This window comes from Vibrio marisflavi CECT 7928 (genome assembly GCF_921294215.1).
Lineage (GTDB): Bacteria > Pseudomonadota > Gammaproteobacteria > Enterobacterales > Vibrionaceae > Vibrio > Vibrio marisflavi.
This window is the reverse complement of record NZ_CAKLDM010000002.1, coordinates 2808855-2823100: the sequence shown is the minus strand read 5'-3', so window position 1 is coordinate 2823100 and position 14246 is coordinate 2808855. Positions and strand designations below refer to the sequence as shown.

Below are 14246 nucleotides of genomic sequence, written 5' to 3'. Positions count from 1 at the left end.
ATGGATCACAAAAATTCTGCAAGTAGACTAACTTCTATTTGCGATAAAATCTCCAGCTTAGTAGCCAAAATGTGATGCCCAATGCACCTAGTACCAAGGAAAGATGGCCTTCCATACGCTCGATCAATATAGCTGAACATATGATTGATGTTGCACCTGCTCCAAACAAAAAATTGCCAAGAGCGATAGAGCGTTTGGTCTGACGATAACCATCAAACAAATTCTCTAATCTTTGATTCATCAACTTACCTTGCTTCAAGCTGTCATAGAGCAATTCTGGTAATTCTGGTAATTTCTCCGCCCAAAATGGTGCTCTGTCTTTCACCGAGTTTAACACTGCTTTTGGCCCAACTTGATTTGACATCCACTCTTCTAAGAAGGGCTTTGCTGTCGCCCAAAGGTCAAGTTGAGGGTATAGCTGCCTACCCAAACCTTCAATGTAAAGCAGGGTCTTTTGCAGCAGCACAAGTTGAGGCTGCACTTCCATATTGAATTGGCGGGCGGTATTGAACAGGTTCAGTAAAACATGCCCAAACGAGATCTCGCATAATGGTTTAGCAAAAATTGGCTCACAGACGATACGAATAGCAAATTCAAACTCATCAATGTTCGTTTCACGTGGAACCCACTCCGACTCAACGTGTAGCTCGGCTACACGGCGATAATCGCGATTAAAGAAGGCCAAAAAGTTTTCAGCTAAATAACGTTTATCTTCGCTATTTAGAGTACCAACAATTCCACAATCAAGGCCTATCCAACGCGGGTTTTCAGGATGTTCGTATTCAACAAACACATTTCCCGGATGCATGTCAGCATGGAAAAAACTATCACGAAAAACCTGAGTAAAGAACACTCGCACACCACGTTCGGCCAGCAGCTTCATATTGGTGCCGTTGTTTTCTAGCCCAGTAATGTCGGAAACTTGGATACCGTAAATACGCTCAGAGACCATCACTGTCTTATTACTAAAATCCGTGATAATTTCTGGCACATACAACTCTTCGCTGTTTTCAAAGTTGCGCCTAAGTTGAATGGCATTTGCCGCCTCGCGACGCAAATCGAGTTCACCTATCAGCGTCTTCTCATATTCACGAACTACTTCAACGGGCTTGAGCCTGCGAGCTTCAGGTAAAGTCTTCGCTACTATCTTAGCTAGTCGATACATCAGCTTGATGTCAGCATCAATAACAGGCTGGATATCTGGACGAATGACTTTAATAACGATTTCTTGGCCCGTTTCCTTCAAGTTCGCGGTATGCACTTGAGCAATAGAGGCCGATGCCAGAGGCTCAATTGAAAAATTATCGAACCAAGTTTCTAGTGCACCTCCTAGAGCTTGCTCTATCTGCTTTTTCGCTAGTAGGCCATCAAAAGGGGAAACTTTGTCCTGTAGCATCGCCAGCTGATCGGCGATATGGTCTGGGAACAAGTCTCGTCGAGTAGACATCATTTGACCAAACTTGATCCATACAGGCCCAAGTTCTTGCAATGCTAAGCGAAGCCGCTCACCTAGTGGTTTATTAGGGTGCTTATTCTTAATCCAAAACAGGGATTTACGAAAAAGCAGTGGTGCCTTGGTTAATTGGTGATTGGGAAGAAGCTCATCTAAACCGTATTCCAACTGAACTTTGATAATTCGATATAAACGCTTAAGTTCAGCAGGTGTCATACTTGCTCCGATAGTTTGCTGAGTCTAGATTCGATAGTTGCAGATAAACTTGTGACTTCATCTACTTGATCGCAAAAATGTGCCACTTCTAGAGCTCCAGGGAAAACCTTCCACTCTTCTGTGAGTACTTGGGAAATATGATTTTGATGCTTTGCCGCTTTGGTTTGCAACAAACTACCGAAGTCTTTTGCACCTTGCACAACAGTATGAGCGACTACATCACCAGTAATGCGAGATAACCACTCCTCAATGTCAGGTTTGCAATCTGTAATCAACTGAGCAAACTTTTGCGCTAACTGCGCATCACCTTCAAGCACCAGCTTGTCTTGCTTAATTAGCTTAGTGATATTGGCTTGCTCACGCAGTTCAGACAAATCGGTAAGCTTGAAAGACAAATAGCAATCAGGCTGGCCTTCATACTGACTCAGTACATCAATTTGCTGTTGACTCAACACAAAGGTCAAAGTCATATCTAGCTCTCTCACCAAAACCTGAATGGCGTTGCCTTTTAAGCGAGATAATCGACGACCCAAGTCTGGATCATCTTTAATCATGACATTTAAAGAGGTTTCGATAACAGCTGTAGCAAATTGTTTAATAGGCATGCAGCATACTCCCTTAGAACTTGTAACCACGATGCAAGGCTACAATACCGCCAGTAAGATTGTAATAGCTGGTTTGTTCAAACCCAACGTTCTTCATCATACCTTCTAAAGTATCTTGATCTGGGTGCATGCGAATAGACTCTGCCAAGTAACGATAGCTCTCGGAATCATTTGCGATAAGCTTGCCCATTTTTGGCAAAATATGGAAAGAATAAGCATCGTAAATTTTGGACAAAGACTTGGAAGCTGGCTTAGAGAATTCTAAAACAAGCAAGCGACCGCCCGGTTTCAGAACACGGAACATTGAAGCAAGTGCTTTATCTTTATCGGTGACATTTCTTAAACAAAAGCTAATGGTAATACAATCAAAATAGTCATCTGGGAATGGCAACTCTTCTGCGTTAGCTTGTACATAGTGAACATTACCAACAATACCGATATCGCGAAGTTTGTCGCGGCCAACATTCAACATTGAATTGTTGATGTCAGCTAAGATTACATGGCCTTTTTCGCCAACAATTCGAGAAAACTTTGCGGTTAAATCGCCAGTGCCACCACCAAGATCAAGAATACGTTGTCCCGGCTTTGCACCACTGCAGTCAATCGTGAATCGCTTCCAAATACGATGAACACCAACCGACATTAAGTCATTCATTACGTCATATTTGGTTGCTACTGAGTGGAATACTTCGGCAACTTTTTCTACCTTTTGTTCCTTGGCTACGGTTTCATAACCAAAGTGAGTTGTTTCACTTGGTTTTGTCTCTACACTCAGTTGCGCATTAGTATCGCTCATACTTTCTGTTACCTTGGTCACTTTCTGCTACGCGCAATAATTGCGTATCTTCACACTTTCTGCCCGCTAGTTTACTTTATACACAGGCTTAAGTGGTAGCAATTGTGATGAATAAATCTAAAGTAGGCTTACTGATATACCAATAATTAGCCAAAACCGATCACTCAGAGGCTATTTACTCTGCGTCTGATTTTGCATTCACTGTGAGTTTAGGGGATATGGGCTTCTTCACTTGCACGCCTAGCTCGGTGAAACTCTCTGCTTGGCGAATTACATTGCCTCGCCCTGTTACCAGTTTATTCATCGCGCCTTGATAGCTTTGATTGGCTTTATCCAACGAGCTGCCCAGTACCTCCATATCATCAACAAACAGCCTTAGTTTGTCATAAAGTTTGCTGGCACGATCGGCAATAACCTGAGCATTTTGATTTTTACGTTCATTGCGCCACAAGTTGTCAATGGTGCGCAGTGCGACAAGCAACGTCGTGGGGCTCACTAAAATAATGTTCTGCTCCATCGCCTCTTTAACAAGACTTGGGTCCGCTTGAATTGCTACTTGGAAAGCAGGTTCAATCGGTACAAACAACAACACATAGTCTAAGCACTCGATACCTCTAAGCTGGTGGTAATCTTTTTGTCCTAGGCCTTTTATATGCGCTCTCAACGACGTTAGGTGCTGGGTAAGCGCTCGATCCCTTTCCATATCATCGCTGGCATTGTAATAGCGCTCATACGCAACTAAGGTGACTTTTGAGTCAATCACCACTTGTTTATTGTTCGGTAAGTTAACTACAACATCAGGCTGATAGCGCTTACCAGATTCACTTTGCAGGCTCACTTGCGTTTGGTACTCATGGCCGTTTCTCAGCCCTGACTCTTCAAGCACCTTGGCGAGTATCACTTCACCCCAATTGCCTTGTTGCTTATTATCGCCTTTTAATGCGTTAGTCAGATTCAAGGCTTCTTTTGCCATCTGCTCATTGAGGCGTTGTAAGTTTTTCAGCTCATGGACTAATGTGTGACGTTCTTTCGCTTCCTGGTGAAAGCTATCGTTTACCTGTTTCTTAAACCCTTCCAGCTGCTGTTTCAGTGGAGACAGTAAACCTTCCAAGCTCTGTTTGTTTTGCTGATCTACTTTGGCACTCTTCTCTTCAAAGACTTGCTGAGCTAGCTGCTCGAACTGCTGTTTAAGGCGAGTTTCAGCCGATTCAAGCAACTGAAGCTTTTCTTGATTGGATTGACGCTGCTGCTCATGGCGGGCTTGTTGCTCTCTATACTGAACTTCGAGCTGGTTTTTTGAATGTCGGATACGCTCTAGATCTTGAGATAACTTAGCTTTCTCTTGCTTGATAACTTCAAGCTGGCGCAGCTTTTCTGCGGCAACAATGAGCTTACTTTGCGCCTGTTTTAATTCATATGCAGCTTGATCTCTTGCATTGTCTAACTCTGCCAGCTCCTGCTGTGCACCAGATAACTCTTTTTCTAGATGCTCAGTTTTTGTTTGATGCAGTTGATCAATAGATTCGAGCTGTTGCGTCAGTTGCGCCATTCGAACGGCATTTTTTTGCTTTACCCACCAGCTTGTTGCAAAACCGACAACGATAGAGCTGCCTATGGCAGACAACAAAGCATCCTGATATTGAAAAATCCACTGCATAGCTCAACTAACTCTATTAATCACTGACACTTAAATGGTATTTCCATACTGGATAAATGTCCAGTTTGTAGCTTAGACAAGCTGCATATAGACTGGCGAATAGTCTGACTACTCTGTTAGACAACGAATAACATCAATAATAATGTATCGCTGCCCAAAGCACATATTGGCTATTGGGTACTCCAACACGTGCATGCTTTATAGGGATGAATGCAATGAACGAACGTCGTGCTATAGGTTTTGGCTTAGCTGCTGTATTACTTTGGTCTACAGTGGCCACGGCTTTTAAAATAACGCTTGAGCAATTAACACCATTACAAATGTTGACGGCCGCCAGTATCGTGTCAGCGATTGCTCTAATTACGATATGCGCCATTCAGGGTAAACTTCGTCTTATCGTTCCAACGTTTATCTCCAACCCGCTGTATTACATATTATTGGGCCTCATTAACCCGCTGGCCTACTATTTAATTCTCTTCAAGGCATACGACTTACTTCCTGCGGCACAAGCACAAGCCATCAATTACAGTTGGGCTATTACGCTTACGTTGATGGCCGCTTTATTTCTTGGCCAATCTATTCGTAAGCAAGATTGGATTGCTTGTACGTTTAGCTACATTGGCGTGCTAGTCATTGCAACAGAAGGCAATCTCCTTGGACTCAAGTTTGAAAGCCCACTAGGAGTAGGACTCGCCTTGCTATCAACACTGCTTTGGGCTAGTTACTGGATACTGAATACAAAAAATACATCAGACCCGATAGTCAGCGTCCTTTTAGGCTTCTTAGTCGCAATCCCAATTGCACTCGGGCTCTGCTTTTATGAAGGCCTGCAATGGTCGCACATATCGATGAAAGGATGGTTGGCGGTGTCTTATGTCGGGCTGTTTGAAATGGGGGTGACTTTTGTTTTGTGGCTAACAGCATTGAAGCTTACACAAAACACCTCACGGATCAGTAACCTGATCTTTGCATCTCCTTTTATCTCACTGATCTTGCTGGCAACCATCATCGGCGAATATATTCACCCTTCTACATTGGTTGGTTTGGTGTTGATCGTAATAGGATTAGCCATTCAGCAGATCAAGTTTGGCAAAAGACGAAAAGTAACTACATGCCAGAAAGTCAAATAAGCCTATCGATGAGCTAGAAGAGCTGATAGGCCAGCTCACTACCCTGCCCACGAACGCTGTCAATACTACCGACTAAATCGTGTGATAGTTTCAGTGCTTTTGAGGCGGGGTGGTTGACGAGATATTCACTTTTCTCATCGACATCTAACATTGAATCCCACTTGCTGTGAACATCTCTCGCTAAAAACAGAACACAAGCGAGCTTTTTTGAGCCATCCGCTTTGCCTGGATGATTGACGTTTGCAATGGCTTCAACCATCTCTGCTGGGAATTTCCAACTCTTCGCTAATTCGGCTCCCAGCTCCTGAGAGTCGGTATCCAGCACTTCTCTCTGAACTCGAGTTCTGCTTTCACCACTATTGACTCTATTTTCGATTTCAATCGCCTTCTCGGGAACCAACGTGTGTATCATCAGCTCACCAATGTTATGTAATACTCCCGTGGTAAAAGTTTCGTTTGGATCCAACCGAATAGTTTTGGCGATCGTGCTGGCGATAATTGATACTTCAAATGTGTTCGACCAGTAGTCTTTTAGGTTTAAAGTTTCTAGCTGTGGGAATGTAGACGATAGGATTGACGAAGAAACCAAAGTACGAATAGCACCAACGCCAATACGAATAATCGCATCGTTGATCGTTGATACACCCTTCACGCCACCAAAGTACGCAGAGTTGGCCATGCGCAACACACGGGCACTCAACACTTGATCCATGGACATCTTTCGAGAGAGAGCACCAAAATCAATATTTTCACGATTCACCATTTCAAGCAACTCTTGAAGAACACTTTCAATTCTGGGTAATTCGTTGATTCTGGAAATCAGCGCATCATGGCTCATGTCGAGGGTCCTTATTATAATTATTTACCCATTTAATATAGGACATGTTTGGCTCTCTCGAAGTAAGAATAGAAAAAATTCACTCCAAGAATTTGAGTTTTGTAGCGATATTATTTGAATAACAATGTAATGAAACAAGAGGAGTTAAGACGATAAATATTTCGCTTTATTGGCAACTCGAGCTTGGCCACTTTTGCACAAACTCGAAATCATTTTTCCTCATCTGCTGTGTTGACCAGAAACCGGAATCGATACATTTGCTCTCAACGGCGAACAACAAAGATAAACCGATTTCAGCCTTCAAAAAGTTAAGAGGAAACTATTATGAAAACTACACTACTGCCTACCATCGCTCTCTCTGCAATCTTCTCTACATGCGCTTTTGCCGCAGGTACAGACCACATACAGCTACAAGAAACTGATATGGGAGCATTCACTAGCGTTACGGCTTTAAATAACGGCAAAGCAATGGCAAACACACAAATAACTGTCGCAAACCAAAATACACTAGAAACTTATACAACCAATAGCGATGGCGTAGCGTATATCTCAAACATATCGCATGGTAACAAGACATACACGCTACAGGTGAAAGGGGCAAATGGTCAGACAGCTAGTACGCAATATACCTTTGCAGCAGATGCCAACGATAACTAACCTTATCGCCTCTAAACCTGAAAAACGCCCTTCGACGGGCGTTTGAGTCATTCATACTGAATCTCAGTGGATCAATTGTAAGACGTTTCGATACATTTAAACCCACTGGCCCGCAACAAATCCGCTAGACCAAGCCCACTGAAAATTAAACCCTCCAAGCCAACCTGTTACATCCATCACTTCACCAACAAAGTACAGACCAGATACTGTTTTGCACTCCATCGTTTTGGATGAAATATGATCGGTATTGACGCCACCTAAAGTCACCTCAGCCGTTCGATAGCCCTCAGTACCATTTGGTACTATTTGCCAATTTTCTAGATGTGTTTGTACCGCTTCCAACTCTTTAGGGTTGAACTGCTTCAAAGGTTTATCGACTAGCTCTTTTCGTTCTACAAGTACGTCAATAAAGCGCTTAGGAAGAACCTTAGACAAAGTCGTTTTCAAAGTTTGGTTTGGATGTTTTTCTTTAGAGCGAGTTAAAAGCTCCTCGATATCAGTGTCTGGAAGCAAATTTATTGCAACTTTCTGCCCCGGCGTCCAAAAAGATGAGATTTGCAATACCGCAGGTCCTGATAACCCTCTATGGGTGAAAAGCAGCGCTTCCTTGAAGACTGTGCCATCCTCTGCCGTAATTTCAGCTGGGATTGCGATACCTGAAAGCTCTGAGAAGTCCTGCTTATCTTGCGTATGTAGGGTGAAAGGTACAAGGCCAGCCACAGTTGACACAACTTGTAGGCCGAACTGCTCCGCTACTTTGTAGCCAAATGGTGTTGCACCCAATTTCGGCATCGATAAGCCACCTGTCGCTATAACTAACGAGTCACACTGAACATGGTCAGTACCCAATTGCAGTTCAAAGCCTTGTGGCAGTTGCTTTATATCATGCACGTCAACCTGATAACGCTGCTCGACAGTGGGTAAATCACACTCGCTTAGCAACATAGAAACAATGTCTTTTGCCGAATCAAGACAAAATAACTGCCCATGATCCCGCTCCTCAAAATCGATTTGGTATTTGCTCACTAACGAAATGAAGTCCCAATTAGTATATTGAGACAATGCCGATTTTACGAAATGAGGATTCGAGCAAAGATAGTTAGATGCGGAAACATCGTAGTTGGTGAAGTTACATCGACCACCACCTGAGATAAGAATTTTGCGTCCTGGCTTTTTGGCATGATCTACAAGCAATACTTTTCGACCGCGTTTACCTGCTTCAGCGGCACACATAAGTCCAGCAGCACCAGCGCCAATGATGACAACATCAAATTTCTTGCTCATATCTATCTCTTATTGATGCAACAAAAAAGGATGTGCGAATGCACATCCTTGCCAATGTCGCCAGTTTAACCACAAATGGGGTTACTGACAAATATCCAACTAAACAATCACAGCAACGGCTAAAGTTACCACCAGCAATACAGCCGAAAGGACAAATAGCTCACGCACACGGTCACACTTGCCGGTAAATAAATGGTCGTGGTGATGATGATATTCTTTGGTTTTGAGGTAATGATATAAGCGAACTTGCTTAGATACGTTACCGTGCGTGGTAAAGAAACCACCGCCATCTACTTGTTGGTATAAAAGTGGGTGAGCTTCGCGCATTATGTAAATAAGTGAGCGCAACGCGGTGAGATACCTTGCTACATTGATGACAGTAACAAGCGTAAGCGCAAATAGAATAGTGTCTCCACTGATCATCTTTTCCTCCCTACATCCCCAAATGGAGCCCTGAAGAAAAAGACAATCAGAGAAAATTATCTTTTTAGCTATGCACTAGCTTGGGCATCCATAATAGAAGATGAACCTTCTTTCGCCATAGTTGCTAGATCTTTATCGATAAAGAACAACGCCTTACCATCTTCCCCTACAAGTTCTAGCTTGTCTAAAATCCCTTTAAACAACTTCTCTTCTTCGTGCTGCTCTGCGACATACCACTGCAGGAAGTTGAACGTCGAGTAGTCTTGTGAAGTAAAGGCTACGTGAGCAAGTTTGTTGATTCTTTCAGTGATCATTTGTTCATGTTCATAAGTTAAACGGAACACTTCACCTAAGCTTGCAAACTCATGTTGCGGCGCGTCAATTGCTCCTAAAATTGGCATCGCGCCTGTTTCACTCACGTACGTAAATAAACGCTGCATGTGCTGCATTTCTTCTACTGCATGCTCACGAAGAAACTCCGCCGCACCATCAAAACCTTTGTCCTCACACCAAGCACTCATTTGTAAGTATAGATTGGATGAGAAAAATTCGAGATTAATTTGCTCATTTAATTGTTCAACCATTTCACTAGACAGCATAAAAAGTCTCCTATTATTTTTTTGCCTAGGCGTTTAGCCAGTCTACGTTTTGGCAAAGATATCATCTTGCATACCGAATGTGTAACTGAGATCACAACGACAAAAATGATTTGTTTGTGATGTTAGTCTTTAAAACAGTGATTAAGAAGAGGAAGTGACAATGAGCTACAAGCATATTTTAGTTGCAGTCGATCTATCAGAAGAAAGCGACTTCCTGGTAAAGAAAGCCGTAGCACTTGCAAAACCTTTACAAGCTGAACTTTCTTTTATTCACATTGATGTGAATTACGCAGAGGTCTACACCGGGCTAATTGATATTAACTTAGCTGAAACTCAACATCAGACGATGGAGTCTTCACAGAAGTTTTTGCAGAAAATTGCCGACAATGCACAGTATCCGATCAAACATACTTTGGTAGGAAGTGGTGACTTGGGCAATGAGCTGTGTGACACCATCAGTGAATTTAAAGTTGATTTACTGGTTTGCGGCCACCACCAAGACTTTTGGAGTAAGTTCTTATCTTCAACACGCCAGCTCATCAATTGCTCGCCAGTTGATATGTTGGTTGTACCACTAAAAGAGCAATAAAAGTACAACCGGCCGTTAAAGTGAGGCACCGTTAATGTACTAACGGTGCTTCAATAATTGCTTTAGCTTGCGTTGAGGTCGTGGTTAACTGGCCGTCTAATCGATAGATTTTGCTTTGTAGTTTAGCGTGCTTTGCCTGTAGCTTACTCTGTTTCTTAAGCAGTTTTTTTAACTTCTTACACTGCTTCTTTTGCTTAGATAGTTTCTTTTTAAGTTTTTTGGATTTGGATTTGCCTTTGTCCACACTGTCTAATACTCGAATACTACTGTTTGATAGTGAACGCTCACTCTCATTTTTTGGCTTTTCAACACTAACACTATGAACAGTTGCTACTGCTACTGATTTGTCCTGATCTTGGAGGGCTTGCGGTTTTGTCTCAGACTGTGGGATTAAGCTGGGCTTACATAGTGATCCTTTGTATGACGACGTACGCACACAGGACTGACAAATGTATTTTGGGACCGAAACAAGTTGATGAATATAACCAAGACTGCTCGCTATCTCTTGGCGATTCATCTTACAAAAACGTTTTGCCATGCCACAACTCCAGACAAGAATAAAAATGATTCGCAATTAGGTATACATTGCTAGCATTTCGCACGCAACACTTAAATCATTTTCATTCTTAAAGATGTGGGTCAAATCATTGATGCTAGAACATAAACATCAAATCGATTCTTTTTCATGCTTATAGACATACTTGGTTTTCGATCTGATAACCAAGGAGCGTAATTTGGGCGCTTAACCACTACCCGTTTTTTTGCCATTTGCAAAGCTGGATCAAGCAAACCATCAGCATCGTTATCCCCACCAACGAGGCTCTGAAAAACGCGCATTTCTTTTTTCACTAACGCCGTTGCTTTCTTTCCTTCAGGATGCGGATACATCGGATCCAAATAAACCACATCAGGCCTAAATGATAACTCGCCTTCTTCACCAGCAGATAAAGCAGACTGGCTAGGAGAATAGGTAAAACTCATTCGCTCCGATACCCAACTGCCTATTTCCTTATCTCGTTTCGCTCGCTCCAATCCATCAGACAGAAGAGCAGCCACAACAGGGTGCCTTTCTACCATTTGTACGGATGATCCTAAGCTAGCAAATATGAAGGAGTCTCTACCTAAACCTGCTGTGCCATCAAGAATCGTAGGGCAGGCACCTTTGCTTATACCAACGGCCTTAGCAATATCCTGCCCTTTTCCACCACCAAACTTACGCCTGTGGGCAACTGCGCCACCCGCAAAATCAACGTATATGGGCCCCAGTTTAGGCTCATCCTGTTTTCTTAGCTCTATTCGATCACCGGTGTCGACTAATGCAAACAAAGCATCGTTGTCTGCAATTAAGCCGAACTGCGCGACCGTTTCACCTAAATAGTCCCGCCTGCTAGGGTTTGGTATGAGTTTTATACGCAACTGCTACTCCAATTGCTGTTATTTGGTCTGGGCAAATTTTAACTAAATTCTTAGTTTTATACTAATTTTGCGCGTGTTTATAGATTTATAAATCTAGCAACTCGTCTGCAAAGATCCGCAGAGTTCTACACCATAGTAAGCATATCAAATATGGACACTTCACTCTTTCTGCTGGCCTAGTTTATAGTTCTTGGGTAATTAATTGATATATAATTTAATTACGCTGAATTTCACCAACCAACACTGGAATTACTATGTCTAGCGCTGTTTCTAAAACTGATGATCTCGATAAAGACATTCTCAAAACTCTCATGGATGATGCACGCACACCTTACGCTGAAATGGCTAAACAGTTTAATGTCAGTCCCGCAACGATTCATGTTCGTATAGAGAAGATGAAGGCAGCGGAGATTATCCAAGGCACGGAAGTCATAGTCGATACCAAGAAGCTCGGATACGATGTGTGCTGCTTTATTGGCATTAATTTGAACGCTGCACGAGACTATCAATCTGCTTTAAAAAAACTAGATGCACTTGAAGAAGTAGTTGAAGCCTATTACACGACTGGGGCTTACAATATTTTTGTAAAGTTAATGTGTCGTTCGATAGAGGACTTACAGCGAGTTCTAATTAACAAACTGCAAGCAATAGATGAAGTGCAATCAACGGAAACATTAATCTCACTTCAAAACCCAATAAACCGTAATGTTAACCCGTAATTACGCTATATATTAGTAATTTAAATTTTTAATAGAAATAGTATATATAGAAAACCAGGCGCTTATTAAAATAGTAGCCTGGTACAATATGATATTTGAAAAATGTCGGTTAACGATTTAAAAACTTTTCGAGCTCTTCAGCGGAAATACCTTGATCTGCTAACTGTTTAGCCAGCTCTTCCACTTGCTCCCCTTTCCGAGATTCAATAACTTGCTGAAACTGGAATACAATGTCACGCAGTAAGTGAAGTGGTACCTGCTTTGCTGCGCTTTGAATTCGCTCGCCACTCTGGTTGCCAAGTTCATTTAATAACTTACCAAACATAATTTTTTCTGGAGATTCTTCTAATTGCTCCAGAACGCGTGCCATTTCATAGGTGGTCATCGTCATTAGTGTATAGCTTCCCGTGGATATATATAGGAAAAAGATTAGTTGATTTGAACAAATATAAATATACACCCGTTTGTAAAATATTTAAACTTTATTATTAGGTTGATTCATTTCTAATCAATTTCTAGATATAAACCTCTAAACCATATGACATTCCACTTAATTTATTTTTCGATATAGCTATGTGATCGCACCATATTAGGCAGCTTGAAGCTGCCAACGGCGGTAGGTCTTGGTCAAAAGAATCAGAAAAACTGGTATTACGAACAGCATTTGAATAGCTACGATAACTTGCGGCATATAGCTAAGCTTCTGCACCCAACTAACTACAACACCCGAACCACTCATTTGAAACAAACCAAGCAACGCTGCAGCTGTGCCTGCTCTATCTCCAAACGGTGCTAGCGCCTGTCCGGCTCCAGAACCTAAAATCAACGAGCAGCCCACCGACGAAATAAACACAGGGAACATAAAAGCAATGGCGACATGTAAGTCGGACAACATATACATCGCTGAACCCGCAACAATTAGCAACAACGATCCGATTATTAGGCATTTATGCGTGCCTATTTTATCCATTACCTTAGGTGCAACCATGCAAGCTATGATGTTTACAACTGCATTTATACTGAACCACATCGTGAATTGCGTCATAGACAACCCTTGCTGCTCCATCAAAATAACCGGAGCAGAAGTCACGTAAGCCAATATTGCTGCCATCGCTAGAAGACACATTGTCGAGTGAAAAATAAAAGTTGGCTGTTTCAGTACTGACCAATAACGCTTAGGATTAAATACCTTCTGGGGCTTCGAGCTCGGGGTATGGCTTTCCTTCATCGATACTACGACAAGTAGGCCAACAACCACTGCAAAAATAGCCATCAAACTAAAGTTGCTACGCCAACCAAAATGTATTGTTAGCCAACTACCCAATATCGGTGCTAAAGCTGGAATAAAGCAGATGGCACCATTTAAGTAGCTGATCATTTTTCCGCTTCTGCTAGGGCCAAACAGATCCCTAACGCTTGCAAATGCAGCTACTGATGTTGAGCATGCACCAAAGCCTTGTAGAAGTCTCGCGAGCAAAAGCCATTCTATTGATTGGGCCAAGTACGCTAACCAAGCACTCAAAGCGTAAATAACCACACCTGCGACAGCAATTGTTTTGCGGCCAAATTTGTCAGCAAGAGGTCCTGCAAATAGCTGACCGAGTCCCATTGAAAACATAAACCAAGTAATCGTATCTTGAGCTACAGTGCTCGCAACATTTAGATCTCCTGCAATATTTGGCAATGCTGGCAGGTAAATATCAATAGCGAGTGGACTGAACAATACTAATAGAACTAGCATCATTACTTGTCCTTTACTTGGGCTGTTTGTCATTTGGACCTCCGGTCAATTACATATGCCGCGCATTCTAACTGAATTGGGATATGAATAGTAATGACATATAATCATTTACAATATTCCATA

16 protein-coding genes are annotated in these 14246 nt (G+C 42.3%); 4 read left to right on the top strand and 12 right to left on the bottom strand.

Annotation, left to right across the window (positions count from 1 at the left end; genetic code table 11):
• Positions 1-34 precede the first annotated feature (34 nt).
• From ubiB to rmuC, 4 genes are all read right to left on the bottom strand, one after another.
• Positions 35-1669, bottom strand: coding sequence for a ubiquinone biosynthesis regulatory protein kinase UbiB (ubiB, locus tag L7A31_RS19755; RefSeq protein WP_237363456.1), 1635 nt, complete (start codon positions 1667-1669; stop codon positions 35-37).
• Positions 1666-2274, bottom strand: a complete 609-nt coding sequence (locus L7A31_RS19750) for a ubiquinone biosynthesis accessory factor UbiJ (RefSeq protein WP_237363455.1) — start codon at positions 2272-2274, stop codon at positions 1666-1668. The genes ubiB and L7A31_RS19750 overlap by 4 nt, the downstream gene beginning before the upstream one ends.
• A gap of 13 nt (positions 2275-2287) precedes the next feature.
• Positions 2288-3070, bottom strand: a complete 783-nt coding sequence (ubiE, locus tag L7A31_RS19745; protein WP_237363454.1) for a bifunctional demethylmenaquinone methyltransferase/2-methoxy-6-polyprenyl-1,4-benzoquinol methylase UbiE — start codon at positions 3068-3070, stop codon at positions 2288-2290.
• 175 nt (positions 3071-3245) lie between these two features.
• Complete coding sequence (rmuC, locus tag L7A31_RS19740) at positions 3246-4727, bottom strand: DNA recombination protein RmuC (protein WP_237363453.1); 1482 nt, start codon at positions 4725-4727, stop codon at positions 3246-3248.
• A gap of 215 nt (positions 4728-4942) precedes the next feature.
• Here rmuC and L7A31_RS19735 point away from each other — a divergent pair, with 215 nt between their 5' ends.
• Positions 4943-5857: a DMT family transporter gene (locus L7A31_RS19735; protein ID WP_237363452.1), complete on the top strand. Its 915-nt coding sequence runs from the start codon at positions 4943-4945 to the stop codon at positions 5855-5857.
• A 13-nt stretch (positions 5858-5870) separates the two neighbouring features.
• Here the strand turns inward: L7A31_RS19735 and L7A31_RS19730 are convergent, their stop codons facing one another.
• Positions 5871-6695, bottom strand: coding sequence for an HDOD domain-containing protein (locus L7A31_RS19730; protein ID WP_237363451.1), 825 nt, complete (start codon positions 6693-6695; stop codon positions 5871-5873).
• 324 nt (positions 6696-7019) lie between these two features.
• On the opposite strand from L7A31_RS19730, the gene L7A31_RS19725 reads away from it, so the two are divergent.
• Complete coding sequence (locus tag L7A31_RS19725) at positions 7020-7352, top strand: hypothetical protein (RefSeq protein ID WP_237363450.1); 333 nt, start codon at positions 7020-7022, stop codon at positions 7350-7352.
• A 96-nt stretch (positions 7353-7448) separates the two neighbouring features.
• Here L7A31_RS19725 and L7A31_RS19720 read toward each other — a convergent pair whose 3' ends face one another.
• The 3 genes from L7A31_RS19720 to ftnA all read right to left on the bottom strand — a co-directional run bounded on the left by L7A31_RS19720 (position 7449) and on the right by ftnA (position 9658).
• Entirely contained in the window at positions 7449-8636 is a 1188-nt protein-coding gene (locus L7A31_RS19720; protein WP_237363449.1) for a BaiN/RdsA family NAD(P)/FAD-dependent oxidoreductase, read from the bottom strand.
• 99 nt (positions 8637-8735) lie between these two features.
• The gene (gene uspB, locus L7A31_RS19715; RefSeq protein WP_237363448.1) at positions 8736-9059 is read right to left on the bottom strand and encodes a universal stress protein UspB; all 324 of its coding nucleotides are present in this window, start codon (positions 9057-9059) and stop codon (positions 8736-8738) included.
• Between the two features lie 68 nt (positions 9060-9127).
• A complete protein-coding gene (gene ftnA, locus L7A31_RS19710; RefSeq protein WP_237363447.1) occupies positions 9128-9658 on the bottom strand; it encodes a non-heme ferritin in 531 nt (176 codons plus the stop codon).
• A gap of 160 nt (positions 9659-9818) precedes the next feature.
• Between ftnA and uspA the strand changes: the two genes are divergently transcribed.
• A complete protein-coding gene (gene uspA, locus L7A31_RS19705) occupies positions 9819-10247 on the top strand; it encodes a universal stress protein UspA (protein ID WP_237363446.1) in 429 nt (142 codons plus the stop codon).
• 31 nt (positions 10248-10278) lie between these two features.
• Here uspA and L7A31_RS19700 read toward each other — a convergent pair whose 3' ends face one another.
• Entirely contained in the window at positions 10279-10785 is a 507-nt protein-coding gene (locus tag L7A31_RS19700) for a hypothetical protein (RefSeq protein WP_237363445.1), read from the bottom strand.
• 101 nt (positions 10786-10886) lie between these two features.
• Positions 10887-11663 (bottom strand): class I SAM-dependent methyltransferase, encoded by a 777-nt coding sequence (locus L7A31_RS19695; RefSeq protein WP_237363444.1) that lies wholly within the window; start codon positions 11661-11663, stop codon positions 10887-10889.
• Positions 11664-11917: 254 nt separating this feature from the next.
• Between L7A31_RS19695 and asnC the strand changes: the two genes are divergently transcribed.
• Positions 11918-12382 (top strand): transcriptional regulator AsnC, encoded by a 465-nt coding sequence (asnC, locus tag L7A31_RS19690; protein WP_237363443.1) that lies wholly within the window; start codon positions 11918-11920, stop codon positions 12380-12382.
• A 109-nt stretch (positions 12383-12491) separates the two neighbouring features.
• Here asnC and tsrA read toward each other — a convergent pair whose 3' ends face one another.
• Together tsrA and L7A31_RS19680 are read right to left on the bottom strand one after the other, a co-directional pair.
• Positions 12492-12773, bottom strand: a complete 282-nt coding sequence (gene tsrA, locus L7A31_RS19685; RefSeq protein WP_237363442.1) for an H-NS-like global regulator TsrA — start codon at positions 12771-12773, stop codon at positions 12492-12494.
• Positions 12774-12971: 198 nt separating this feature from the next.
• Complete coding sequence (locus tag L7A31_RS19680) at positions 12972-14156, bottom strand: multidrug effflux MFS transporter (RefSeq protein ID WP_237363441.1); 1185 nt, start codon at positions 14154-14156, stop codon at positions 12972-12974.
• Positions 14157-14246: the final 90 nt, after the last annotated feature.

Excerpts from the sequence above, each read along its gene's own strand:
- ubiB (WP_237363456.1), bottom strand. The coding sequence starts at position 1,669 with ATGACACCTGCTGAACTTAAGCGTTTATATCGAATTATCAAAGTTCAG.
- L7A31_RS19750 (WP_237363455.1), bottom strand. The coding sequence starts at position 2,274 with ATGCCTATTAAACAATTTGCTACAGCTGTTATCGAAACCTCTTTAAAT.
- ubiE (WP_237363454.1), bottom strand. The coding sequence starts at position 3,070 with ATGAGCGATACTAATGCGCAACTGAGTGTAGAGACAAAACCAAGTGAA.
- rmuC (WP_237363453.1), bottom strand. The coding sequence starts at position 4,727 with ATGCAGTGGATTTTTCAATATCAGGATGCTTTGTTGTCTGCCATAGGC.
- L7A31_RS19735 (WP_237363452.1), top strand. The coding sequence starts at position 4,943 with ATGAACGAACGTCGTGCTATAGGTTTTGGCTTAGCTGCTGTATTACTT.
- L7A31_RS19730 (WP_237363451.1), bottom strand. The coding sequence starts at position 6,695 with ATGAGCCATGATGCGCTGATTTCCAGAATCAACGAATTACCCAGAATT.
- L7A31_RS19725 (WP_237363450.1), top strand. The coding sequence starts at position 7,020 with ATGAAAACTACACTACTGCCTACCATCGCTCTCTCTGCAATCTTCTCT.
- L7A31_RS19720 (WP_237363449.1), bottom strand. The coding sequence starts at position 8,636 with ATGAGCAAGAAATTTGATGTTGTCATCATTGGCGCTGGTGCTGCTGGA.
- uspB (WP_237363448.1), bottom strand. The coding sequence starts at position 9,059 with ATGATCAGTGGAGACACTATTCTATTTGCGCTTACGCTTGTTACTGTC.
- ftnA (WP_237363447.1), bottom strand. The coding sequence starts at position 9,658 with ATGCTGTCTAGTGAAATGGTTGAACAATTAAATGAGCAAATTAATCTC.
- uspA (WP_237363446.1), top strand. The coding sequence starts at position 9,819 with ATGAGCTACAAGCATATTTTAGTTGCAGTCGATCTATCAGAAGAAAGC.
- L7A31_RS19700 (WP_237363445.1), bottom strand. The coding sequence starts at position 10,785 with ATGGCAAAACGTTTTTGTAAGATGAATCGCCAAGAGATAGCGAGCAGT.
- asnC (WP_237363443.1), top strand. The coding sequence starts at position 11,918 with ATGTCTAGCGCTGTTTCTAAAACTGATGATCTCGATAAAGACATTCTC.
- tsrA (WP_237363442.1), bottom strand. The coding sequence starts at position 12,773 with ATGACGATGACCACCTATGAAATGGCACGCGTTCTGGAGCAATTAGAA.
- L7A31_RS19680 (WP_237363441.1), bottom strand. The coding sequence starts at position 14,156 with ATGACAAACAGCCCAAGTAAAGGACAAGTAATGATGCTAGTTCTATTA.